The following is a 24,544-nucleotide window of genomic DNA, read 5'->3' on the forward strand; positions in this document are numbered from 1 at the left end:
ATTATGATTATTTAAATACATCAAATTCTTAATTAATAAAAACTAACTCCAATATTTATTGCTCAAACTTCTATATCTGATTGCTTCTAACAGATGTTCTTCCTTGATTTCTTCACTCCCGTCCAAGTCTGCAATTGTTCTTGTCAACTTCAAAATTTTATTAAAAGATCTCGCTGAAAACTTAAACTTTTTAAATGCAAACTCTATAATTTTTTCAAGTTTTTCATCTAAAATAACATATTTCTTAATCTGTCTTGCAGAAAGATTCGCATTATTATATATTTTTTCATTTTTATATCTTTCAAGTTGAATTTTTCTAGCATTTTCAACTCTTTTTCTAATATCCGCAGAAGTTTCTAAAACTTCCTTTGAGGATAAATCGTCATATTTTACAGGCTCAACTTCAACTTGAATATCAATTCTATCAACTATCGGTCCTGAAATTTTACTTAGATATCTTTGAATTTGTAACTGTGAACAAGTGCATTTTTCAGTTTGTGATCCATAATTCCCACAAGGGCAAGGATTTAATGCACAAATAGTTACAAAGTTTGAATAATAAGTAATTGATGAATTAGCCCTTGAAATAGTAACTTTTCCATCTTCCATAGGCTGTCTTAAAACTTCAATTGCCTGTTTTGAAAACTCTGGAAATTCATCCAAAAACAAAACTCCATTATGAGCAAGAGAAACCTCTCCCGGTTTTGGAATTTTACCTCCACCTACAAGAGAAATAGGACTACTTGTATGATGTGGAGATCTAAAAGGTCTTTGAGTAACCAATTTATTATTTTTAAGTTTTCCGGCTATTGAATATATTTTTGTACATTCAATACATTCCTCAAAAGTTAATTTAGGTAAAATTGTCGGTAATCTTTTAGCAATCATAGTTTTCCCACTCCCCGGAGGACCAACCATCAGCAAATTATGTCCTCCTGCAGCAGAAATTTCCATTGCTCTTTTTAAATTTTCCTGACCTTTTATGTCTGAAAAATCTATATCATATTTTATTTCTTCATCTAAATTTACTTTTGCGATTTCTTCTTTCTTTATTTCGATAACTCCATTTAGACAATCAACTAATTCTTTTAAATGTGAAATTGGATAAATCTCAATTCCTTGGACTATATTAACTTCATTTTTAATAGCATTAGGAATAAAGAACTTTTTAAAACCAAGCTCTTTTAAAGAGATAATCATAGGTAAAGCTCCGTCAAAAGTTATAACTCTTCCGTCCAGAGAAAGCTCACCTAAAAAAACAGTTTTTTCATCGGGCAAATACTCGATAACTCCAATAGCAAGTAACATACTCACAGCTATTGCTAAATCAATTTGAGAGCCATCTTTTTTTAAATTTGCAGGAGCTAAATTTATCGTAACTCTTCCTGGTGGTATTGAATATCCACTATTTGAAATTGCAGATTTAACTCTTTCCTTTGACTCCTTTATAGATAAATCAGGAAGCCCTACAATATTAAAAGCCTGAAGTCCACTTGATAAATCTGCTTCAACATCAATATCATAACCATTTAATCCATTTAACACACAAGTCTTGGTCTTTGAATACATATCTTACCTACTTTCTAGCACATTCGGATGCCGTTCCTAAAAGTATTTGAAGTCCATGCTCTACGGAATCTATAATATACTCTAAAGATTCTCTAACAGCTTTTGGACTACCGGGTAAATTTATAATTAAGCTGTCGTTTCTAATAACTGAAACAGCTCTTGAAAGCATTGCTCTCTTTGTAATTGTCAAACTGTATTGTCTTATGGAATCACAAATTCCAAATGCGTTTTTAGTCGCAACATTCAAAGTTGCTTCAGGTGTAACATCTCTTTTACTAAAACCCGTTCCACCTGTTGTTAAAATTAAATTAGCACCTAAAACATCACTAGCATATTTTAACTTTTCTTCTATTATTGCTTGATCATCCGGAATAATAATCTTATCAAGAACTTCATAATTATTTTCTTTTAATATCTCAACAATTACTTCGCCTGAAGTATCAACTCTCTCACCAACTGACCCCTTGTCAGAAACGGTAATTACATAAGCAGTAAACATAAATCCTCCTAAAAAGCATTTTCTATATGTGTAATTTTATGATTGTCAAAAATTATTTCTATAACATCAAAACGAATTTTTGCTCCAAACAAATTTTTCTCCATCATATAAATCTGTGCAACGTCTTGTATCTTTTTTATTTTACTTCCATTTACAAACTCTCTGGGAAAACCAAAATTTATATTTTTTCTAGCCTTAACCTCAATAAAAACTAAAAAATCTTTATCTTTTGCTATTATATCAATCTCTCCAAAAGGTTTTAAAAAATTTCTCTCAACAATTTCATAGCCCTTTTCTAAAAGAAATTTAACAGCCATATCTTCCCCTAAATTTCCAATATCTTTAGCTTTCATATTCTTTTTTCTTTTCAAAATATTTCTTCAAAAAAGTTACTCTATGAATAGGAGTAACTCCATTTTCATCAATACCTTTATAATGAGCTTTTGTACCATACCCTACATTTTTTATAAAATTATAGTTAGGATACTTTTTCTCATACTCAACAAACATACTATCTCTGTATTCCTTTGCGATTATTGAAGCGCAGGAAACCACATAAGAAAGCTCATCTCCGTGAATCAAATTAATTTGCGGAATATCAACATCAACTTTTTCTGCATCAGTTATCAAAAAATCACCTGAAACTGTATTTCCTTCTAAATCCTTAATATTTGAAATTGCAATCTTCATAGCAAGTCTACTCGCCTGTTTAATATTTATTTCATCAATTTTTACATTATCCACAATTCCAATTCCATAGCCTACACATTCTTCTAAAATTTTATCATAAAGTGCAAGTCTTTTCTTTTTGGAAAGCTTCTTACTGTCCGTTACTCCCTCAATCTTACTATCTTTTTTCATTATAATCGCACAAGAAACGACAGGACCGGCAAGACAACCTCTTCCAACTTCATCAACGCCAATAATTAAATTATATTTTTTGTAGATATTCTCTAGTTCTTCTTTAATTTCCATTATCTTCCTCAAATTTTTCAATATCTTCCACAGTCTCTAAAGTTATTCTTCCAAGTTTTACTTTTCTAAAATCATCTAAAACTAAATTTGCAACTTTAAAATAATCAATTTCATTTTTCTTTAAAATTGCTCCTCTATTTCTTCCGATTTCATCCATTAAATACAAAGTGTCCTCATAAGAGTCCTCAGATAGATTATATCTATTTTTCAAAATATTTACATCTCTTTTATTTAATTCATCAATAAAACGAAAAGCTAAATTTTCAATATCCATAATCTCATCTTTAATTGCACCTGTAAAAGCTAAATGTAAACCGATTCTCTCATCTTCAAACTTAGGCCAAAGAACGCCCGGAGTATCTAAAAGCTCCAAATCATTCTTTGTCTTAATCCATTGAACCTGTTTTGTAACACCAGGTCTATCTCCTATTTTAGCACTCTTTCTCTTTGAAATTGAATTAATAAAAGTGGATTTCCCAACATTTGGAATTCCTACAATCATCATTCTAATTGTCTTTGCAGAAAGATTTTTTTCCTCAAGCTTTTTAAATTTATCAGCCAACATCTCTTTAGCAACTGAATAAATCTTGTCCAAACCCTTTGAATGAAGTGCATCTACAACAACAGCTCCATAACCTTTTTTTCTATAATAACTAAGCCACTTTTTAGTCTCATTTTCATCAGCCATATCTGATTTATTCAAAATCATAATTCTTGGCTTATCCTTTAAAACATCATCAATAACAGGATTTTTACTGCTTATTGGAATTCTTGAATCAATAATTTCTCCAACAATATCAACCAATTTTAATGATGATCTTATATTATCCATAGTCTTTTTCATATGACCCGGATACCAATTTATATTCATTATTTCCTCCATTTTTTATATTTATATATAAGTAAGGAGGTAGAATATATCTCCCTCCTGTATAATTTTGTAAATCTAAATATAGATTATAAAGAATTATTTTTTAAAAATTTTTAAAAAATAAAATATAGCGGATATTACGGATAAAACTAGTGAAATGCTACAAAGTACAATACCTATAATTTTAGTACTATCTAATTTTCCAACTGTAAGATTGAAATATATAGCATATGTCAAAAACAAAGAAAATATTAACATTATAGCGAAGTAAATATAGTTTTTGTAACGAGAACTGTTCGTCTTTCTTATTACTGCTTTTGCTAAATATCTACTAAGTAATCTCATAAAATATCCCTCCTATTATCATACTTTTATCATGTATAATAAATTATAGTTTTATAATATAACACAATTAGATTATAAAACTATAAATTGTTTTTGTCAACGTCTATAGTTTTTATCCTATATTCAACAAAAAACAGAGTTAGATGATATAACTCTGTTTAAAAATTTTTTTAATTTAGCTTATTCAATATATTTAAAATATCTTTTTTATTTCTTTAGTATAATTTTGAAAATTTAATATCTATTATAAAAACTATTTTTCAAACATTTTTATAAAATAAACTATAGCTGATATTACCGATAAAACTAGTAAAATACCACAAAGCACAACTCCAATAATTTTAGTAGTATCTAAATTTCCAACTTTAAGAGTACAATATAAAGTATATATAATTACCAAAGATAAAATTAACATCAAAGAGAAATAAATATGGTTTTTATAACGAGTACTATCAATTTTCCTCATTATTGCTTTTGCTAAATATCTACTTAGTAATCTCATAAAATATCTCTCCTATTATCATACTTTTATCATGTAAAATAAATTCTTTTTAAGATTATAACCCAATTAGATTATAAATCTATAAATGTTTTTTGTCAACGTTTATAATCTTTGACTTGTATTTTCACAATAAAAAACAGAGCTAGATTGTATAACTCTGTTTAAAAATATTTTTAAATTTTTAACCTATTAAATATGTTTTATCTTTTATATTTCTTCAACATAATTTTATTTTCTTCTTTTTTGTACCATACTATCAAACCATTCAACCATATTTAGATCTTGATGGTTAAAGAATAGTGAATCTCCTTTATCCAATCCTTTAATTTTTTCCATGTCTTCATTTGTAAGTTCAAAATCGAATACTTCAAAGTTTTGTTTTATTCTTTCTAAATGAGTTGATTTACATGCAATAATAACACCTCTCTGTATTAGCCAACGAAGTATAACCTGTGCAGAAGACTTTCCATATTTATTTCCTATTTCACTCAATATTGGATTAATAAACATATTGTTCTTCCCTTCTCCAAACGGAGCCCAAGCCATAATATGAGTTCCATATTTTTCTGCAACTTCTTGATCTTTATATCTTGCATTAAAAGGATTAGTTTCTATTTGATTTACCGCAGGAATTACTTTTCTTTCAAACAAGCAAATATCTGCAAGTCTATCAGCATAGAAGTTAGATACCCCAATGGCTTTAATTTTACCTTCTTCATATAACTCTTCAAGAGCACGGTATGCTCCATAGTAATCGCTAAATGGTTGATGCAAAAGTACTAAATCAATATAACTTGTTTGTAATCTTTCTAAAGATTCTTCAACTGATTTTTTGCATTTATCATAGCCATAATTATCAATCCAAATTTTAGTTGTGATGAATATTTCTTCTCTTGGAATTCCAGATTCTTTAATTCCATCCCCAACTTCTTTTTCATTAAAATAACTTTGAGCTGTATCAATTCCTCTGTATCCTACTTTAAGTGCATTAATAACAGCTTCTTTAGTTTCTTCTTGAGGTATTTGAAATACACCAAAGTTTAATATTGGCATTTCTACTCCATTATTTAATTTAATATTTTTCATTTTTTTCCTCCTTATTTAAGACTATCAGTCCATTTTTTTATTTCTGAATCACTTACACTAGATGAAAATCTTTTTCCATCTTTCCAATTTCCGGTTCCTGCAAGTTTTGCAAGTAATTTATCACTTTCTCCAATACCAGATGATAAAGATGTGCAAAATGGTATTACAATTTTATTGCTAAAATCATTATTTTCTACAAAAGAATTTGTTGGCCATGCGGCAATTCCCCACCATATTGGATATCCGATTAAAATAATATCATAACTATCCCAATTAGGCACTTTCATAGAAACCAATTCTATTTTTCTTAAAGACTCATCGTCATGCTCTTTAGATACTCTTGAATTTTTATTATTCCAGTCTAAATCATCTTTAGTATATATATTTTTTGGAACTATTTCAAACACATCGGCATTTAAATTTTTCGCAATACTTTCTGATACGTTTTTAGTATGATTTTGTGCTGAATAGTAAACTACTAATACTTTTTTACCATTGATATTTAAATTATCACTATTATTCTTATTGTTTTCAATATTATTCTTTGTTTCATTAATATTATTTAACGAATTATTTTCTTTTTTGTTTCTATTGATCCTTGTGCTTCCAAAAATTATACAAGCAATAACTACAATAACCATTAATGAAGAAATTATTTTCTTATTCATTTTAGTTCTCCTTACTTAACAAGTCCTAATTCTTTCAACCAATTATCTACTTTATCTGATTGATCCCTATTCATATCATCTCCAGAAATTGGTAATCCTTTTAAAACTTTAGCTCCAGGCTCTATACTTTTTATTGTATCATAAGTTCCTCCATCTCCAGAGCCTCTATGAGTATTAAAAGGTATTATTGTTTTTCCGCTTAAATCATATTTATCTAAAAATGAAAATACAGGCATTGGAAGTGTGTACCACCAAATAGGATAACCAATAAATATTGTATCATAATCCTCAATATTTATATTCAAATCTTTTAGTTCAGGTCTTTCATTATTATCTCTTTCTGATTTTGTGTAGTCAAATAATTTACTATATTCAGGATAATTTTTAACCGTTTCTATTCTGATAAAATCTCCTCCAACTTTATCACTAACTAATTTGGCAAGTTTTTGAGTATTTCCACCATAAGAAAAATATACAACTAAAACTTTATTATTATTTAAAATAGTTTGTCCTTCTTTTTGTCTTTGATTAACAATAGACGAATCAAGTCCAACTGAAGAATTCTTTTTTGCATTTTTTACTATGTATAATGTTAATATTGTCATTACTATAATACTACAAATCACTCCTATTTTCAATTTCTTATTCATACTATTCACTCCAATCTATTTTTAATTCATCCAACCATTCTTTAATATTTCCTTTTTGATCATAATCCTTTAAATTTTGTCCTCTAATTGGCAATCCAATTAATACTTTTGAGTTTGGTAAAGCCTCTTGTAATTCTCTATAGCTTCCACCATCTCCAGATCCCTCATGAGTATTAAATGGAATAATTATTTTTCCACTTAAATCTACTCCTTCAATTAAGGTTCTAATAATTTGTGGATATGTATACCACCACATTGGGTAACCAATGAAAATATAATCATACTCTGATACATTTGGTAATTGTTTAATTTCTGGTCTAGTATCATTTTCCCTTTCTTTTTTCGCATACTCTGCTAATCCTTCATAATTAGCTGTATCCTTATCATAAGTTATAACAGGTTCTATTTCAAATAAGTCTCCTCCAGTTATCTCAGCTATATTTTTTGCAAATTTTTCAGTGGTACCATAAGTACCAAAATAAGTAATAAGTATCTTTGACAAAATAATTTCCTCCTTTTTAAATTATTCACATATGTTGCTTATCTTTTATGTTTATAGTATAATACTTTTTATAAATAAATAACACCACATAAGTTTTTTTATGAGATATAATTCTCTATTTTCAAAATTTGTGAATTAAAGGAGGATTTTTATGACTAAAGAAGATTTAAGAGTTCAAAGAACAAAAAAAATTTTAAAAGAAACCTTTAAAACCATGTTAATTAATTTAAGCTATGAAAAAATTACAGTCAAAGACTTATGCGAGAAATCTATGATTAATAGAAGAACTTTTTATTTGCATTATGACTCTATTGACAATTTACTTGAAGATATTCAATTAGATTACACAATAGAGTTTTACAAAATAATCAAAGACTATGATTTTTATTACGACATTGATAAATTAACATATGAATATTTCTCTTTTTCAGAAAAAAATGGTCTTATATTTGAAAAGATAAATACTAACCCAAACTTTGAATATATTAGACAACAAATGGTTCAAAAAGTTAAAATGTATGTTCAAGATGACAATAACTTTAAATATTTTGATAAATTTGATAATTACAAAAAAAATATAATCATTTCATTCATTAACGATTCAACTGTATCTTGTTATAGAAGCTGGATTAAAGATGGAAGAAAAATCTCTATGGAAGAAGCCATAGAACTAACTACATTATTAATAAAGAATGGAATTAAAGAATTATAAAGGGAAATCATTGAGATTTCCCTTTCTTTTTGAATAATAATTTTAATCCATTATATATATCAATATCAGTTGCATTCATATCATGATAAGCATCTTTTACTTGATAGTAAACAAATGAATTATTAAAAGTGCCTCTTTTAAGCATTTCTACCATTTGATTATTAACTTGATCATATCTTGCATCTCTGGTTCCTAAATAAGCTGCAATAAAATAATCTCTATCATTGTTTTTAACTACTTTTTCTATTTCATCTACTGTTTCTTTTGGATAATATAACCCTCCAAAAGTAGTAACATACCAAGCATCTCCTGACATTGGTAAGAAATATTTAATATAATCTAAATCATATTTAAACATCCACCATGTAGTAACTCCCCCTAGAGAGAATCCTCCAAATGCTCTATGTTCACGCGAAGAGATTAAATCTTCCTTTGAAGTAGATTTTGCATAAGTAGAGTAATGTGATTCAATATAGGGCATTAGAGCATTTTCAAAATCCAAATGAAAAGGTTCAAGTTCTTCTACACTTCTTTCCCAACTTTGACCAACATTTTCTGAATCAAAAGTAGCTGCTACAACAATTAAAGGCTCTATTTCTTTATTTTCTATCATATTATCTAATATGTTTACTATTTTAGAATATTCAAAGAAATCTCCTGCATGTCCTGTCCAACCATGCATCAAATAAAATATATTATACTCTTTGCTTTCATCATAATCATAAGGCAAATATACTACAGCTTCTTTCTTTATTTTTTTATTATTTGTATAGTCAAGAGTATCATAACTAACTTTTTCTAATTTTCCTTGATTTTTTGCTTTGTTTTTAAATGATGGAGGAATACTTTCAGCCCATCCAGTTCTCTCTAATTTCATTTTACTGTTACCTTCATTTGACAATAAATTATTATTTTTCCTTACAAATATAAAAATTATGCTTCCAATCATAAATAATGAAATTATTAATATTATTATTTTCTTTTTCATTTTGTATTCCTTTCCCAGAATTTAATTGCATTATTAATCCAACCTTCTGCTTTAGTTCCAGTTCCTAATCCAAATCCATGAGGTAACCCTTCAAATATTTCAATTTCTGCATCTGTTCCATTTTTTTTAATTCTATTAATTCTATTACGCATTGTCTTATAATTTGCTATATCATCACTTGTTCCAACACAATTATAAGTTGGTGGCTCGTTTCCCGTTACTTCAGAAAATCCTGTATATTGCATAATTACTACATTAGGTTTAGGATATTCTTTTTCTCCAAAGTAAGATGACCCGTAATTTCCTAACCACGCAGCCATTCTAGCTCCTGCAGATCCTCCCCACACAGAATAATCTTTTACATCTACTTGTAATTCTTCTTTATGTTCGAACACAAATGCTATAGCTCTTGATAAATCTTGCATAGCTAATTGAGGATTAGGCCTGTAAATTAAAGCAAAAGCATTATATCCTTTTTTAGATAATTCTAAAGCATGAGGAAAACTATCATGCATTGCTCCTACATATGAAAATCCTCCTCCAGAATTCAGTATTGCAAACTTTTCATTAGGATTCCCTTTAAAAAAGAATAAACCTGTATTTTTCAAATCTGGATTTTTATTTTTTTCTTCTTCACTATAAATATCATAGAATATCTTGTTACCATTATCAACTTTTTCCTTCATATAATTAACAATTTCTACAGTTTTATTTGAATCTATATAGTGATACCAAATATAAATATCACCAACATTTTCAAGTGTCATATCAGAAGGTATATTTCTATTTATTGGAAATATTAAATTACCAAATCCCTTAAATGAATTATTATCTATTACGTCATAAACTTTTGTATCCTTAGTAAAATAACTCAAATTGTTACCTTCTTTCTTAATTTCATTATTAACACAACCCGTTATTATTAATATTAATACAATTATTAAAAATATCTTTTTCATTTGTTCTTCCCCTTATATTTCTTATAAAAATAATTAATAACAATTGAAAACATCATTATAACACTAAAGTATCTGAAAATATTAATTACTATATTACCATCAACTAATCCAAAACCATATTTACCAATTACATGTTTTAAAATTTCTAATTTAATTAATGAATATAATCCATAAAAAATTATTAATATATCTATTACATAAATGATAACTACATTATTTATTTTTCTTCTAACTTTTCCAAACATTGAATTAAAATTAATTCCTAAATGAATACCTAATAATAATAAACTTATATAAGAAAATATTTTATGCAAAAATTGGATTCCATAAGTTCCAATGCTAAAATATTTGAATAATTCTTGTGAAGATAGAATACCAAATATTACTGATAATAAGAAAGTTAAGAAAAATAAAATATTACTTATTAACATAATAAATCTTTTTATAGTATAATTTCCCTTATTTATACTTTTTAGATAAGATTTATTTAATATTAAATGTATTATAATTAAAACTACTAATAACAATCCAAACAGTTCGTGCCATATTGGCGACATATATGCTTTTGAAAATTCTAAAAGCATTAATACAAACATAAGTATATCTATAACTATCTTTTTTTTCATAAACTCACCTCTATTTACAATTATAGTATAAGCTACTTTAACTCATAATTACACAACAACAATACAAAAATGAGAAATAATTCTCATTTTTAAGAATTTGTGAAAGATGTATTATAGAAAAATAAATTTTACTTAATAATTATTTTATGAATTTAAATATTTCTAAAAATGAATTTAGACTAATTTAAAAAAGTTTATTTAGAAAATTTTTAAACTCCAACTAAATATTTTATTATTATTCCAATCTACTTTACTTATCAATGTTTATAGCCTTTGTCTCATATTTTCACAATAAAAAATAGAGTAAAATTTTATAACTCTATTTTTTAACTGTTTACTAAAACTTTATATTATTATATAATTACTTTGCATTCTATATGTAAGGAGGTGAAGCTATTGACCTCTATTGATACTATAATTTTATTAACGTTGTTGATTGCGTTATTAAAATTGCTAAAGAATTTTAAATAATCAACATAAAAAGCAAGGTCCGCCAACCTTGCTTTTTTATTTGCATTCTAATACGCGAGATGAATTCGACCTCTATAGAATTATAATCTCAACTATATAATACCACAAATCGTAAAAAAGTCAACTCTTTTAGAAAAATATATTGTTTTATATTGTAATTTATAATTTTAGTATCAATGCAGATTACATTAATTTAAAGATTAATGTTGGATAATAGAATATATATGGCGCTGTAAAAATTGCCAAATATAATGCGAATTTTTTCTTATCTTCTGTTTCTATATCCAAATTTTTAATATTATAGTTTAAGTTTAATATATAGATACAAAATCCTGAAATTACAACTATAATGGTGATTAATATAAATCCAATAATACTATCAAATGGACCTATAATCATACCCTTAAACAAACTATTACCAATACTGCCTATAAATCCAGGAATATTAGAAACTGTTCCAGACACACTTGTTATAAAAGATATGCAAGATATTCCTACAAAGTCTGCAACAAGTCCATACAGAAATACTTTAAAAATAACTTTTTTATACTTTTCGAATATATGTTGTGCATTTAAAATTTTTAAAGCAACTAAAATTACTAAAGTTTGTCTAAGAAAATCTAAAGGTAATACAATGAGCCAAGTTAAAGGAAATAGAAGAATAAACCAACTAGGAAAAAAGAAACTATAAAGTTTATTAGTTTTCATAATTACCTCCTTTTCAAAAATTATTACTACAATCTTATAAAATAATTTTCAAAAATAAAATCTATAAAATACTCATTTATTCTAATATAATATACCTATTTTTTTACTTTTTGTCAATAATTTAAAATCTAGAAATTATATTTTAAAAATACAAAAACAGAGTTAGATTAACTAACTCTGCTTGAAAACTTTTTTATCTAATTTTCAAAATCTAACCTAGTAAATTATAAACAACTGATGTAGGAACAAAAAACAAATATGGAGCTGTAAATATTGCCATATATAATGCTAATTTTTTCTTATCTTTTGCTTCTATATCAATTTTTGCAAAACTGTTTTTTAGGTTCAAATAATAGATGCAAATTCCTGCTATTAATACTGCAACAGCTACTAAAAGAAAAGCATAAATATTTTCAAAAGGACTTCTCATCATAGGTTCAATCATTTTTTCATTAATCCATTTAAAAAATCCAGAATCCTCACCACCCATTCCAACCAAGCTTGATATTAAAAACAAGAAAATTGCACCAACAAAATCTGCAAAAAATCCGAATAAGAATACCTTTAGAATTACTTTTTTATACTTTTGAAAAGTATCATCTATCTTTAAAAATTTTAAAGATAATAGTATTACAATTGAATCTATAACAAAATTTACAGGCATTGCAATAAGCCAAGTTATAGGAAACAATAGTAAAAACCAAATCGGAAAAAATACATTGTAAAGTTTTTTATTTTTCATAATGACCTCCTTTATTATTCAAGATTTTTCTACTTACAAAACTTAAACACAAAATACTAAATGTTGTTTAAATAATTTGCTTACAAAAAAAGAGTCAGACTTCTCCAACTCTCAAAATTTGAATTAAGTAGTCGGTTGGTCGGTGTACCCAACATCTCAGATACCTTGTTGCAGGTGTGGCAGGAACCCTTTCTGCCCTCAACTACTTCTTTACTTAACTATAGTATACCCAATTTTTTACTCTTTGTCAACCTTCTTTAGTCTTCCACTAAATTTTCTGCTGTTTAATTTATAGTCATTTATGCTATACATGCTGACAATAAAAAATTTATCTTTAGTTTTATTAACTTTTAAAGCCAGTAAAATATTCTTTTTATAACATTTTACATACTCCAAAGCCAGTTTTTTTCCATTTGTATTAATTCCTACATAATCAGGATTTTCAATTATATCACTAATTTTATCTACATATTTTAAAACATCATAATGCTTTCTTTTTTCAAGATGTCTTTTTAAACCATGCTTAGAATATTCTATTTCTGATAAGTCTGTTTCAAGACCTAATAATTCTTTAATACTATCCTTTACTATCATAGCTATACCTCTGAATATATTTTAGCATAAAATAAATATAAATCAAATATAATTTTATAAAAAAAGAGCTATCTTTACAGATAGCTCTCTAGTATGTAAGCACACCCAAGGTCGCTTAACAAGAAATGTACGGTACCTTTGCAGTTAGCTCAAAGTAAGCAATCTTACGGCACATAGAGTATTTTACTTATGGCTGCTTCCGTCAAGACCTGACCAGATTCATAAAGCTCTATTGCGTAAGGACCCACTCGTCAACACCACTTACAAAAGTCGGCTACACCCCTTGAAAATCTAACTTGGGAATTCAGCCCTGCTATAGCAGATTACAGGTTACAAGGTACTGCTAACACCCCGCCTAGTGCATGGCGGAGAGCGAGGGATTTGAACCCTCGAAACGCTTTTGACGTTTACACGATTTCCAATCGTGCTCCTTCGACCACTCGGACAGCTCTCCACGACACCCATATATTATAATGTATTTTTTTTGTTTAGTCAATATAAAAATAATTTATATTTTCTGAATCATAACCACATAAGGTGGATTATTTTTTTGATTTTCAAATGTAAATTTAAGAATGGTATATTCTTTTTGGTTTAAGTTTTGTAAAAATTTTGATATTTCTAAACTCTCAATCTGACCAGCAGAATGTCCTATATAAAAAGTTATGAAAATAACTCCTTTAGAATTTAATTTCTCGAGCAATTTCTTTAAACTTTCTTCAACATCTTCTGCATTAGTAGTTATATTTTTATTTCCTTTAGGTAAATAACCCAAATTATATATTGCAAAATCAATATTTTCCTTTACATATTTATAAAAATTTTTGTGATTTTCTAAAATCAATTCACAATTCGAATATTTTTCAAGCAAAATTTTTGAATTTCCCAAAGCTTCTTTTTGAATATCAAAACAATAAAGTTTTTTAGGCTGTAATATCTCTAAAATATTTTTAGAGTCAAACCCATTACCAACTGTCATGTCAACTGCAACTTTAATTTCACTAATATAATTTTTCATAAAAAATTTAATTAAAGTCTTTGTATTATTTATTTTTACATCCACTGCAAGTCTTTCCTTGTTCTAAAATTTTATCTACATCATAAGTGTATAAATTATCTTCTACTTTAGTAACTCCTGAAATTCCTTCAAAAAACAATTTAGAATAAAATTTCTTTTTTCCCTTCATGTATACTTTATAAGCAATACATTTTATGAAAAATCTATTAAATCTTTCCATTCCTTCATCATATTTTATTTCTTCTAAGTAATAATCCTCATCTCTAAAAGTAAGTTTTACATATCCAATTATATTTTCTTCCATTACTAAGCTGAAATAAAATGTTGGTACAGATAAATCAATACTTCCACCTATTCCATATTTGACATAAAGTTCTTCAAATTCTTCTGGAGTAGCATTTTTTAATCCTATCATTATAAACTCCTTAAATATTCAATCTCTTCTTTACTAAGTTCTCTGTAGTTTCCTAATTTTAATTTTCCAAGTTTTATTTTACCAAACGCAATTCTCTCAAGAGAAATAACATTATAGCCTAAAGTTTTAAACATTTTTCTTATCTGTCTATTTCTTCCCTCTTTTAGAAAAACTTTTACTATGTTATTTTTAAAGTCTAACATTTCAAATCTTGCTTCTCTTGTAATTTTACCTTCAAGTATTATGCCTGAAGATAACTTTTTTAAATCACTTTCTTTTAAAGTTTTATCAACCTTTACGATATACTCTTTTTCAACATTGTGACTTGGATGTGTCAATCTAAAACCTAAGTCCCCATCGTTTGTTAAAAGCAAAAGTCCAAAACTATCCTTATCTAATCGTCCTACAGGATAAATTCTCTCTTTGGAATCTATCAAATCCAAAACAATTTTTTCTTGAAATTGGGCTTTCGCTGTACTGGAATATCCAATAGGTTTATTTAAAAGATAATATTTTTTTGCTTCTTCTAATTTAATTTTCTTTCCTTCAACTAAAACTTCATCATTTTCTGAAATATCAATACCTTTTGTAGCGAGTTTTCCATTTACAAAAACTTTTCCCTGTTCTAAAAGTAAATCAGCGTTTCTTCTTGAACAGTATCCGGAATTTGCAATAAATTTATTTATTCTCATCTTTTATTTCCACATCATTTTCATCTTCAACTATTTGGTTTTTTTCTTCATCAGAAATAAATTTTTCAATGTCAGGCAAGTCTTTTAAAGTTTTTAAATTAAATTGATTTAAAAAGTTCAGAGTTGTCTTATAAATAATTGGCTTACCAATTCTATCAAGTCTTCCCGCCTCTTCAATAAAATCTTTTGACATCAGAGTATCGATAGAACTATTACATTTAACTCCTCTTATCTCTTCAATTTCTTGCCTTGTAATCGGCTGTTTATATGCAATTATAGCCAAAGTTTCCAAAGTTGAATTAGTTAAATGCTTCATTGTAACTTTTTCAAAAAGCTTAGAAATAATATCATGATATTCTTTTCTTGTCTTTATCTGATAATGATTAGAAATTTTTTGAATTACAAGTCCTCTTTTTTGAAATTCAAACTCCTCTACAAGTTCATCAGCGTAAACAGTAGCCTCTTTTACTGAAATATCCAAAACTTTTGCAATATCATCAATTTTTAAAGGATCTCCATAAACAAATAACAACTGTTCAATAACTTGTTTATATTCTCTACTATTCAACTTCTCCCCCCACTAAATTAAGTTTAATATTTTTATCTTTATCTTGAAAAATCTTAATAATATTATTTTTTACAAGCTCCAAAATAGATATAAAAATTGTTATAAGCTCACTTTTTGTACCATTATAAAAAACTAAATCTTCAAAATAAAGCTCTTTTTTTTCATACATTTTATCTTTTATCATTGAAATATATTTTTCAATTGGAAATAAATCTTTTTCTATGATTTTGTCAAATGAATTTTCTTCATTTTTAATTTGATACTGATTTATAATACTTTCCATTAAAGAAAGCAATACATTAACATCAGTATTTAAAATAATTTCCTTATCTTCAGTCATATATTCAGTAATATCAGACTGCATTTTTGAATATGCTTTACTTCCTTCTGTTTCTAAATTTCTAAAGTATTCTCCAACCTTTTTAAACTTTCGATATTCAATAAGTCTTTCAATCAATTGTTCTTTTGTAACAATTTCTTCTTCGTCTTCATCTGTGTTTTTAGGAATTAAACTCCTTGATTTTATTTCAACTAAAGTACTAGACATTAGTAAAAAAGCTGATATATCAGTATCTTCACTATAAACGGAATTTTCAATTACTTCAAGATAATGTTTAGTTATTTTACTTATTTCAATATCATAAATATCAACCTTTTGTTTTGAAATTAAGTCAAGCAACAAATCCAAAGGGCCTGAATAAGCATCTAAATTTACTATTAATTGCATTACATCACCAACATATAAGCAATTTTAATTATAAATTGTCCAACAGTATTAGCAATAGGTGATAAAAATGTTCCAAAAGTTCGTGTCAAGATTAATGCAAGCAGAATAAGTGTTGTATAATTTGAAAGTTTAAAATATTCATATTCTACTTCTCTTGATAAAAATGCACTTATGAAAATTGCCCCGTCAAAAGGTGGCAAAGGTATCAATCCTATAATTCCAAATACTATACTTATAGAGAAGATATCTATAAATAGTAAAAATAACATTTTGTTATCAGATCCAACAAGTATATATATAATTGCTGAAATTAAAGCAATTAAAAAGCACATAAAGGCATTTGATAAGGAGTAAATTATTTTACCCCAGAATCTATTTTTAAAATTAGATACATTTACTTCTATAGGCTTTGCCCAACCGAATTTAAAAATTATAAAACAAATAAAGCCTACTATATCTATATGATTAACAGGATTCAAGCTAGTTGCTCCATTTAATTTCGGTGTATTATCTCCTAGAGCTAAAGCGACATTTGCTTGAAAAACTCTACAGGCTATAATTACAAACATTACAGCAATTCCAACAATTAAATTCTCTATTATAATGTCCATACTACCCCCTATTTATTTCATTTAAAATAGCTATTGCCGTTTTAAAATCTTTTATTTCTCCATTAAAATACATCTTTTTTAATTCATCAAAATGGATTTTAACAATACTTAAATTTTCATCCTCATCTTCTGGTAATTTTGAAGAAAATAAGCTATCAGCTCTGAAGACTACAACTTTTTCTGTACAAAATCCAACACTTGTATAACCTTCAAAAATTTTTTCTAAATTATTAGAATTAAAACCTATTTCTTCTTGCAATTCTCGAAGAGCAGTTTCTTCATAATTTTCTCCTATTTCTACAAGTCCGGCAGGAATTTCTAAAAAGTCCTCTTGAATTGGAAATCTGTATTGTTTAACTAAATATACATATCCTTTTTCATCAATTGGAAAAATTGCAACTGCATCTTTATGATCTACAATTTCTCTTCTTAAAACTTTATCCTCTTTTTCAAAGTATTCAAGTTTTAAATTCAAAATTTTTCCGTCAAAAATTTCTTCTGATTTTACTTTTCTATACATCTTAATCTTTCCTTTTTTTCATTTGCAATTTCTATCATTTCCTTAGATTGTCTTATAGTTGTTTCATTAATATTTGCTCCACCTATAAGTCTTGAAATTTCCATAACTTTTTCATCATAATTTGCACATAACACTTTAGATAAAGTTATATCTCCAACTGTTTCTTTGCTTATTATAAAATGCGTATCTGATAAAACAGAAATCTGTGGTAAATGAGAAATTACAAGAAGTTGATGATTTTTTGAAATTTCTGCAAGTTTCTCTCCAACAATTTGAGCAGTTATTCCACTTATACCCGTATCAATTTCATCAAAAACAAGAGTTGCTATCTTATCCCTATCAGATAGAACCTTCTTAAATCCTAACATTATTCTACTAAGTTCTCCACCTGATGCTATTTTATATATTTCTTGAAGTTCTTCACCCTTGTTTGTAGAAATTAAAAAAGTAACTTCATCAAAACCAGTATTTGTGATTTTATTATTTGTCTTTATGTCTATTTTAAATATTGAATTTTTTAAATCTAAATCCAAAAGTTCTTTTTCAATTAATTTTTCTATTCTCTTTGCAACTTCTTTTCTAGAATTTGAAATTTCTGTAGCAAGCTTTTTATATTCTTCACTTAAATTCTTAAGTTTGTTATTTTCTTCAGATAACAAATCTTTTGAATGTTCAAGCAAGTATAAATCTTCTTCTAGTGAATTTTTATATTTTATAAGCCCTTTTTTATCTGTCTTATGTTTTCTTTTCAAGTCATTTAAAAGATTAAATTTTTCTTGTAAAATCGTAAGACTCTCTTCGTCAATATAAATACTTGAGTAATAATCTTGAATTTTTGTATATATTTCTTTTAATCCAAAAGAAATATCTTCAAAATCTTCACTTAATTTTACATTTTTATCATTTTCTTCTAGTACAACGAGATTTCTATTTATTTCATTCATTATAGAAAAGGCATTTACTTCTGAATTTTCTCCGTCAAAAAGCTCAACTAAATTTCCGCAACAGCCTAAAATTGTTTGACTATTATTAAATTTATAAATTTCATTTTCGATAAATTCTTCATCCAAAGTTTCAAGTTCCAAACTATTAAGCTCTTCAATTTCTGATTTTATTTCTTCAACATTTTCATCAAAATTGATAACTTTATTCTTTAACTTCTTTAAATTAGTATTTGCCTTTTTTATTTTGTCATATAATATTTCTAAATCTTTTAATTTTCTTCTAAACTCATCATTGCAGAAACTATCTAAAGTTTCAACAAAATCAGCTTTATTAAATAATGTATAACTATCATGTTGACCACATACATTTAAAATATTCAACATAATATCAGATAAAATAGAATTATTTACAGTTCTATTATTGATTTTTGAAACTGATCTTCCATTTTTGTTAATAGTTCTTGAAATAACTAACATATTATCTTCAATTTCTATATCTAAATCTAGCAATTCAAATTTATTTTTTAAAATTTCTTCATCATAATCAGAAAGAAAAAACACTCCTTCAACATAAGCAGTATCACTACGTTTACCGATGGATGAAGTATTGGCTCTTCCACCGCAAAGCAAAGAAATAGCACCGATAATTATAGATTTACCGGTTCCTGTTTCACCTGTTAAAATATTAAGTCCCTCAGTAAAGGAAATTTTTATTTCGTCAACAATTGCTAAATTTCTAATATATAATTCAGATAACATAATATACCTACCTTACAAGTTTCTTTACTTCTTCAACTACAGAATCTAAAAAAGCTTTATCATCAATCGCTATAAAGATAGTATCATTTCCTGTTACAATTCCAGTTACCATTTTTAACTTTGCATTTTCTATATACGAACCACATATACTTGCAGTATGTGGAATAGTCTTTATAAGAATCATATCTTCATTATGCTTTATAGATAAAATTGCAAGCTTACAAATCTTACTCAATCTTTCATCTAAAGAATCATAGAGTGAATCAACAACCTTATACTTATATTCTCCATTTTTAGTTTGAACCTTTAAAATCTTTAATTCTTTAATATCTCTTGAAACTGTTGCTTGTGTTGAATGAATTCCCTTTTTTTCCAAGCAATCTGAAAGTTCCTCTTGTGTTTTTATTTCGTTATTTTCTATTAAATCTAAAATAATTCTTTGTCTTGTGTATTTTTTCATATAACCTCTTAAAAAATCCCTTTAATAAGCGCTAATTTTTCTTTATTTCCATCTCCACCAAGTATAGGTGAATCAATTACAGAAATAATTTCAAGCTTATTTCCAAGTGCATAGAGTTTGACTTTTTCAACCACATTCTCTATGACTTTTTCGGATTTAACTATCCCCTTTTTATTTAAACTTTTTCCTTCACATTCAAATTGTGGTTTTATTAAAGCCACAATTTGACTATCTTCTTTTAAAAATTTATATAAATTTTCAAAAATATATTTTAAAGAAATAAAAGAGACATCAATTGAAATAAAATCAATCTTTTCTCCTATTTTTTCAAAATCTAAATATCTAAAATTTGTATTTTCTAAACTAACCACTCTATCATCATCCAATAAACTCTTATCAAGTTGATCTGTACCAACATCTATTGCATAAACTCTTTTTGCATTTCCATCTAACATAATTTGTGTAAAACCACCTGTTGATGAACCTATATCCATACAGACTAAATTGGTTAAACTAAGTTTAAATTTTTTAATTGCAGAGTCTAACTTAATGGCTCCTCTTCCAACATAACTATCCTCAAAAGTTGAATTTATAGTTATTAATTTAGGATTTTCAATAAGCATAGAAACTTTTTCTATAACTTTTCCATCATAAAAAGCTCTTCTTTCTGTAATTATCCTTTTAGCATGAGTTCTAGACTTTACAAGTCCCAAGTTTACTAGACAAATATCTGCTCTTTCCATTAATAAGTCCTTTTTGCCATATAATCAATAAAATTTACAAAGAAATCTTTTTTTCCTGAAATTTTATTAATTTCTTGCAATGAAATTTTATTCAATTCTTCAATTTTCTTTTCAACTTCACTCTTTCCTAGAACAGTTGCAAAAGTCTTTTTTTTCAATTTAATATCCTCATCATAGTCAAATAAATCATCTTGAAGTTGGAAAACTAAACCTAAGTTTTTAGCATAAATATCCAAATGTGTTAAGTCATTATCACTTGTTCCTCCGAGTTTTGCTCCCGCTAAAATTGCAGCTTTAAAAAGTTCTCCAGTCTTTAGAGAATTAATCTTTTCAATATCTTTTAAATTATCTACATTATTTTCAAGATCTAAAAACTGACCATAAATCATTCCATTTATTCCACTTGAATTTAAAATTATTTCACTTGCAGAAATAGCAAGATTTATTTCATCAAATTTTTCCAGATTTTTAATAGCTTTAATCATAATTAAATTTGCATTATTTAAAAGCTCATCACCAACTAAAACAGCATTAGATTGTCCATATTTACCATATACAGATAACACTCCTCTTCTAAATTTATCATCGTCCATTTCAGGTAAATCATCATGAACTAAAGAGTAGTTATGAATAAGCTCTAAAGCAACTGAAAAGTCTATAGCTATATCAGAAATATCCCTATAAATTTTAAAAGCCTCTAAAAGTAAGATAGCTCTTATTCTCTTTCCACCAACAGAAAAAGAATAAGCACACATTTTTTCAAACTCACTATTATCTGAATAAATTTTACTTAATCTTTCTTCTATTATACTTTTATCATTAAAAATCAATTTTTTAAAATCTTCCATTATAGCTCTAAACTCACTTGTCCATCTTCTAAAGTTTTTTCTACAAATTTTTGATCTTCATCTTCAGCTTTTTCGTCAAATAAGAATAATCTACCTTCTTCTTTTTCAAGAATTTCAACTAATTCTTTATGAAGCTTCATTCCTTTTTTATACAGTTCAATACTTTTTTCAAGACTTAATTGTTCTTTTTCTAAAGTATTTACTATTTTAATAAGTTCCTCAATTCCCTTATCATAATTTTCTAACTTAATTGCCATCTATAATCTCCTTAACATCGGAAATAATTTCTCCATTAGAAACATTAAGTTTCAAAGAATCCCCTACATTTACATTATTAATATCCTTAACAATTTCATTATTATCATTATAGATAATACTATACCCTCTATCTAAAATACTATTTGGATTTATAATTTCTAAAGATTGTCTTTTAAAATCTAATAATTGTTTATTATATTTAAAAATTGAAACTATTTTTTCATCTAAAGATTTTTTCAAATTCTCAAGATTTTCTCTTAGTGTAGTTATTCTATTAACTGGATTATAATATTCCAATTCTTTTTTATAATGTTCAAGCTGAACTTTTTCAGCAGAAATTTCTTCTAATATATTCTTACTTAGTTTTTTCTCTGCTTGGTTTAAAAATTCTTTTATCTCATCCATACTTACAGATGAAAGCTCAGCTCCTGCTGTAGGAGTTGCAGCTCTCTTATCTGCAACATAGTCTGTTAGCATTGTATCTATTTCATGACCAACCGCTGATATAATAGGTTTTTTACAATTAAAAATGGTTCTAATGAGATTTTCATCATTAAAAGCATTCAAATCTTCAAAAGAACCTCCACCTCTACCAACAATTATCGTGTCAATAAAATCAAGTGAATCTAAATATTTAACACCTTCAGCTATTTCATCACTAGCTCCAATTCCTTGAACTTTTGCAGGATAAAAATAGATATTTGCAATTCTATATCTTCTTCGCAATGTATTTAAAATATCACGAATTGCAGCTCCATTCTTAGCTGTAACCACCCCAATATTTTTAGGAAATCTTGGGATTGGTTTTTTAAATTCAGAATTAAAGAGGCCTTCCTTTGAAAGTTTTTCTTTTAGAGCTAAAAACTGCTCATATAAATTTCCACGACCGACCTCTTCAACATTTTTACATAGAATCTGATAGTAGCTTCCTTTTTCATAAGTCATAACAGTACCTGTTACGACAACCTTTTGTCCATCTGTTAAATTCAAACTTTGTGCAATCGGAATAGTTTTAAAAACTACACATTTAAGCATAGCTTCATCATCTTTAATACTAAAGTAACTATGTCCACCTGATTTTTTAAAATTAGATACTTCGCCTTCAACACTTATGTTGGATAAAAAAGAATCTCTCCTAAGTACATTCGAAATGTACTTACTTACTTCTTTAACCTTAAATGTTGTCATCAAAATTCTCCTATTTTAGAATATCATTAAAAGAATACCACTTATAGCAAATATACTAACTGCAGGAACTATACTTTCTTTTAATGCTTTTATAGATGTTTTAGGGATAGCTATAAGTGCCATTAATGTACAAACTGCTGGAACATAAAAACTCATCATTAGAAATGCTTGTCTCCAGAACAATAGAGTTGTATTAGTTGAATATTTAAATATCAAGAATATTCCAATACAGACTACACTAAAAATTGTATATACTACCCATCTTATTTTTCCCTCAGACCCAACTAAATAAGTTGATACACCTATTCCAGTTAAAGCTATGGCAAGAAATACGATTAACAATAAATTACCAAGTAAACTCATAACTACCTCCTAAAATCAAATTTTTATTTTTTCGCTCTAACGATTGTTCCCAAAATACCGTTAATAAATTTATATGAAGCATCAGTTGAATATTTATTTGCAATTTCTATAGCTTCATTTATTGCAACACTTTCAGGAATTTCGTCTAAGTAATAAATTTCATTTACTGCAACTCTAAGAATTGCCAAGTCAATCTTAGCTATTCTATTGTAGTTCCAGCAACCTTCTAAATTTTCTTTTATAATATTATCAATGTCATCAAGATTGTCTATTATAGATTTACAATTCTTCCTAATATACTTAACTTCGCTACTAGGCAAATCAAAATACTCTATAAAACTTTCAATCTCATCACATTTAAAATTATTTTGTATACTTAGCTGATATATCAGCTTCATACACCATTCTCGTGCTTCACTTCTAGTCATATAAGCACTCTACTTTTCAATAGACTCAATACAAATATTCACACCTAAAACTTTAATACTTGTCATAACTTCTATTTTTAATTTTATATTTTCTTGAATTTTTTTAACAATTTCTTCGAATTTTTGTCCATATTCTACTGAAACTTTAACACAAACTTCAATTCCTTTTTCTAAAAATTCAATTTCTATTCCTTTCTTAGAATTTTTTGCATTAATTTTTTCGATATCATCTGGAATTCCAACTATAGATTTTACCCCTTCAACTTCAATAGTTGCCATAGCAGCTATCATATAAAAAATATCATTTGATATCTTGACACTGCCATTTTCGAATTTATTTTTATTCATAATTAATACACCTCCACTTATCTAGTATTATATCAAAAATTGCAAATTTATTCAAATAAATTTGCATATTTTTTCAAGTTTTATTCAATTTTTAAATTAAGTTATTTATGAATATATATAAATAAATATTTTTGAATTATTTTTATTATTTATTCTAAATACTTTTATTAAAATTTATCAGGAAAAC

At 26.6% G+C, this 24,544-nt stretch carries 34 protein-coding genes, 1 tRNA gene and 1 other RNA gene; 1 reads left to right on the plus strand and 35 read right to left on the minus strand.

Translation table 11 applies throughout. The annotated features are described in order from the left end of the window. Positions 1–42 precede the first annotated feature (42 nt). The 11 genes from RWJ08_RS02415 to RWJ08_RS02465 form a co-directional block, all read right to left on the minus strand. Entirely contained in the window at positions 43–1,569 is a 1,527-nt protein-coding gene (locus tag RWJ08_RS02415; RefSeq protein ID WP_313960939.1) for a YifB family Mg chelatase-like AAA ATPase, read from the minus strand. Positions 1,570–1,576: 7 nt separating this feature from the next. Beyond that, positions 1,577–2,068: a MogA/MoaB family molybdenum cofactor biosynthesis protein gene (locus RWJ08_RS02420; RefSeq protein WP_313960940.1), complete on the minus strand. Its 492-nt coding sequence runs from the start codon at positions 2,066–2,068 to the stop codon at positions 1,577–1,579. An 8-nt stretch (positions 2,069–2,076) separates the two neighbouring features. Next, entirely contained in the window at positions 2,077–2,421 is a 345-nt protein-coding gene (locus RWJ08_RS02425; RefSeq protein WP_009372824.1) for a YraN family protein, read from the minus strand. After that, positions 2,411–3,043, minus strand: coding sequence for a ribonuclease HII (locus RWJ08_RS02430; RefSeq protein ID WP_009732764.1), 633 nt, complete (start codon positions 3,041–3,043; stop codon positions 2,411–2,413). Before RWJ08_RS02430 ends, RWJ08_RS02425 begins: the two co-directional genes overlap by 11 nt. Next, positions 3,033–3,914 carry a ribosome biogenesis GTPase YlqF gene (gene ylqF, locus RWJ08_RS02435; RefSeq protein WP_313960941.1) on the minus strand — a complete coding sequence of 294 codons (882 nt, stop codon included), beginning with the start codon at positions 3,912–3,914 and terminating at the stop codon, positions 3,033–3,035. The genes RWJ08_RS02430 and ylqF overlap by 11 nt, the downstream gene beginning before the upstream one ends. A 96-nt stretch (positions 3,915–4,010) precedes the next feature. Further along, complete coding sequence (locus tag RWJ08_RS02440) at positions 4,011–4,259, minus strand: hypothetical protein (RefSeq protein ID WP_039868367.1); 249 nt, start codon at positions 4,257–4,259, stop codon at positions 4,011–4,013. Between the two features lie 253 nt (positions 4,260–4,512). Continuing rightward, complete coding sequence (locus RWJ08_RS02445; RefSeq protein WP_313960942.1) at positions 4,513–4,761, minus strand: hypothetical protein; 249 nt, start codon at positions 4,759–4,761, stop codon at positions 4,513–4,515. A 228-nt stretch (positions 4,762–4,989) separates the two neighbouring features. Next, a complete protein-coding gene (locus tag RWJ08_RS02450; protein WP_313960943.1) occupies positions 4,990–5,847 on the minus strand; it encodes an aldo/keto reductase in 858 nt (285 codons plus the stop codon). Positions 5,848–5,858: 11 nt separating this feature from the next. Beyond that, positions 5,859–6,515: a flavodoxin gene (locus tag RWJ08_RS02455; RefSeq protein ID WP_313960944.1), complete on the minus strand. Its 657-nt coding sequence runs from the start codon at positions 6,513–6,515 to the stop codon at positions 5,859–5,861. 11 nt (positions 6,516–6,526) lie between these two features. Beyond that, positions 6,527–7,165 (minus strand): flavodoxin, encoded by a 639-nt coding sequence (locus RWJ08_RS02460; RefSeq protein ID WP_313960945.1) that lies wholly within the window; start codon positions 7,163–7,165, stop codon positions 6,527–6,529. Between the two features lies 1 nt (position 7,166). Next, positions 7,167–7,667 (minus strand): flavodoxin, encoded by a 501-nt coding sequence (locus RWJ08_RS02465; protein ID WP_313960946.1) that lies wholly within the window; start codon positions 7,665–7,667, stop codon positions 7,167–7,169. Between the two features lie 151 nt (positions 7,668–7,818). On the opposite strand from RWJ08_RS02465, the gene RWJ08_RS02470 reads away from it, so the two are divergent. Further along, positions 7,819–8,379 carry a hypothetical protein gene (locus RWJ08_RS02470; RefSeq protein ID WP_313960947.1) on the plus strand — a complete coding sequence of 187 codons (561 nt, stop codon included), beginning with the start codon at positions 7,819–7,821 and terminating at the stop codon, positions 8,377–8,379. A 7-nt stretch (positions 8,380–8,386) separates the two neighbouring features. Here the strand turns inward: RWJ08_RS02470 and RWJ08_RS02475 are convergent, their stop codons facing one another. The 24 genes from RWJ08_RS02475 to RWJ08_RS02590 all read right to left on the minus strand — a co-directional run bounded on the left by RWJ08_RS02475 (position 8,387) and on the right by RWJ08_RS02590 (position 24,357). Then, positions 8,387–9,367 carry an alpha/beta hydrolase-fold protein gene (locus RWJ08_RS02475; RefSeq protein ID WP_313960948.1) on the minus strand — a complete coding sequence of 327 codons (981 nt, stop codon included), beginning with the start codon at positions 9,365–9,367 and terminating at the stop codon, positions 8,387–8,389. Next, positions 9,364–10,326, minus strand: coding sequence for an alpha/beta hydrolase (locus tag RWJ08_RS02480; protein WP_313960949.1), 963 nt, complete (start codon positions 10,324–10,326; stop codon positions 9,364–9,366). The genes RWJ08_RS02475 and RWJ08_RS02480 overlap by 4 nt, the downstream gene beginning before the upstream one ends. Further along, positions 10,323–10,952: a hypothetical protein gene (locus tag RWJ08_RS02485; RefSeq protein WP_313960950.1), complete on the minus strand. Its 630-nt coding sequence runs from the start codon at positions 10,950–10,952 to the stop codon at positions 10,323–10,325. Before RWJ08_RS02485 ends, RWJ08_RS02480 begins: the two co-directional genes overlap by 4 nt. Positions 10,953–11,606: 654 nt before the next feature. Further along, on the minus strand, positions 11,607–12,131 hold the full coding sequence (locus tag RWJ08_RS02490; protein ID WP_009732808.1) for a hypothetical protein: 525 nt from the start codon (positions 12,129–12,131) through the stop codon (positions 11,607–11,609). Between the two features lie 211 nt (positions 12,132–12,342). Further along, positions 12,343–12,873: a hypothetical protein gene (locus RWJ08_RS02495; RefSeq protein ID WP_313960951.1), complete on the minus strand. Its 531-nt coding sequence runs from the start codon at positions 12,871–12,873 to the stop codon at positions 12,343–12,345. Positions 12,874–13,110: 237 nt separating this feature from the next. Further along, entirely contained in the window at positions 13,111–13,467 is a 357-nt protein-coding gene (locus tag RWJ08_RS02500) for a PBECR2 nuclease fold domain-containing protein (protein WP_009372397.1), read from the minus strand. A gap of 97 nt (positions 13,468–13,564) precedes the next feature. After that, positions 13,565–13,831: signal recognition particle sRNA large type (ffs, locus tag RWJ08_RS02505), an RNA gene on the minus strand. Next, positions 13,831–13,921, minus strand: a tRNA-Ser gene (locus RWJ08_RS02510). Before RWJ08_RS02510 ends, ffs begins: the two co-directional genes overlap by 1 nt. Before the next feature lie 54 nt (positions 13,922–13,975). Continuing rightward, positions 13,976–14,530, minus strand: coding sequence for a class I SAM-dependent methyltransferase (locus RWJ08_RS02515; RefSeq protein ID WP_313960952.1), 555 nt, complete (start codon positions 14,528–14,530; stop codon positions 13,976–13,978). Continuing rightward, positions 14,511–14,900 carry a hypothetical protein gene (locus RWJ08_RS02520; RefSeq protein ID WP_313960953.1) on the minus strand — a complete coding sequence of 130 codons (390 nt, stop codon included), beginning with the start codon at positions 14,898–14,900 and terminating at the stop codon, positions 14,511–14,513. The genes RWJ08_RS02515 and RWJ08_RS02520 overlap by 20 nt, the downstream gene beginning before the upstream one ends. After that, positions 14,900–15,592, minus strand: a complete 693-nt coding sequence (locus RWJ08_RS02525) for a pseudouridine synthase (protein ID WP_313960954.1) — start codon at positions 15,590–15,592, stop codon at positions 14,900–14,902. Before RWJ08_RS02525 ends, RWJ08_RS02520 begins: the two co-directional genes overlap by 1 nt. Further along, entirely contained in the window at positions 15,579–16,160 is a 582-nt protein-coding gene (gene scpB, locus RWJ08_RS02530; protein WP_293439912.1) for an SMC-Scp complex subunit ScpB, read from the minus strand. The genes RWJ08_RS02525 and scpB overlap by 14 nt, the downstream gene beginning before the upstream one ends. Next, a complete protein-coding gene (locus RWJ08_RS02535) occupies positions 16,153–16,887 on the minus strand; it encodes a segregation/condensation protein A (protein ID WP_313960955.1) in 735 nt (244 codons plus the stop codon). Before RWJ08_RS02535 ends, scpB begins: the two co-directional genes overlap by 8 nt. Continuing rightward, entirely contained in the window at positions 16,887–17,498 is a 612-nt protein-coding gene (locus RWJ08_RS02540; protein WP_313960956.1) for a site-2 protease family protein, read from the minus strand. The genes RWJ08_RS02535 and RWJ08_RS02540 overlap by 1 nt, the downstream gene beginning before the upstream one ends. A 1-nt stretch (position 17,499) precedes the next feature. Continuing rightward, entirely contained in the window at positions 17,500–18,018 is a 519-nt protein-coding gene (locus RWJ08_RS02545; protein ID WP_313960957.1) for an NUDIX hydrolase, read from the minus strand. After that, a complete protein-coding gene (gene recN / locus RWJ08_RS02550) occupies positions 18,003–19,721 on the minus strand; it encodes a DNA repair protein RecN (protein WP_313960958.1) in 1,719 nt (572 codons plus the stop codon). Before recN ends, RWJ08_RS02545 begins: the two co-directional genes overlap by 16 nt. A gap of 7 nt (positions 19,722–19,728) precedes the next feature. Then, positions 19,729–20,181 carry an arginine repressor gene (locus RWJ08_RS02555; RefSeq protein WP_009354235.1) on the minus strand — a complete coding sequence of 151 codons (453 nt, stop codon included), beginning with the start codon at positions 20,179–20,181 and terminating at the stop codon, positions 19,729–19,731. Between the two features lie 8 nt (positions 20,182–20,189). Continuing rightward, positions 20,190–20,924 carry a TlyA family RNA methyltransferase gene (locus RWJ08_RS02560; RefSeq protein ID WP_313960959.1) on the minus strand — a complete coding sequence of 245 codons (735 nt, stop codon included), beginning with the start codon at positions 20,922–20,924 and terminating at the stop codon, positions 20,190–20,192. Then, positions 20,924–21,772 (minus strand): polyprenyl synthetase family protein, encoded by an 849-nt coding sequence (locus RWJ08_RS02565; RefSeq protein WP_313960960.1) that lies wholly within the window; start codon positions 21,770–21,772, stop codon positions 20,924–20,926. Before RWJ08_RS02565 ends, RWJ08_RS02560 begins: the two co-directional genes overlap by 1 nt. Next, complete coding sequence (xseB, locus tag RWJ08_RS02570; RefSeq protein ID WP_009372270.1) at positions 21,772–22,029, minus strand: exodeoxyribonuclease VII small subunit; 258 nt, start codon at positions 22,027–22,029, stop codon at positions 21,772–21,774. Before xseB ends, RWJ08_RS02565 begins: the two co-directional genes overlap by 1 nt. Beyond that, positions 22,019–23,218, minus strand: coding sequence for an exodeoxyribonuclease VII large subunit (gene xseA / locus RWJ08_RS02575; protein ID WP_313960961.1), 1,200 nt, complete (start codon positions 23,216–23,218; stop codon positions 22,019–22,021). Before xseA ends, xseB begins: the two co-directional genes overlap by 11 nt. Before the next feature lie 15 nt (positions 23,219–23,233). Next, positions 23,234–23,581, minus strand: coding sequence for a hypothetical protein (locus tag RWJ08_RS02580; protein WP_313960962.1), 348 nt, complete (start codon positions 23,579–23,581; stop codon positions 23,234–23,236). 23 nt (positions 23,582–23,604) lie between these two features. Further along, positions 23,605–24,009, minus strand: a complete 405-nt coding sequence (gene nusB / locus RWJ08_RS02585; RefSeq protein WP_313960963.1) for a transcription antitermination factor NusB — start codon at positions 24,007–24,009, stop codon at positions 23,605–23,607. Between the two features lie 9 nt (positions 24,010–24,018). Then, on the minus strand, positions 24,019–24,357 hold the full coding sequence (locus RWJ08_RS02590) for an Asp23/Gls24 family envelope stress response protein (protein ID WP_009372433.1): 339 nt from the start codon (positions 24,355–24,357) through the stop codon (positions 24,019–24,021). Positions 24,358–24,544: the final 187 nt, after the last annotated feature.

This window comes from uncultured Parvimonas sp. (genome assembly GCF_963524015.1).
GTDB lineage: Bacteria > Bacillota > Clostridia > Tissierellales > Peptoniphilaceae > Parvimonas.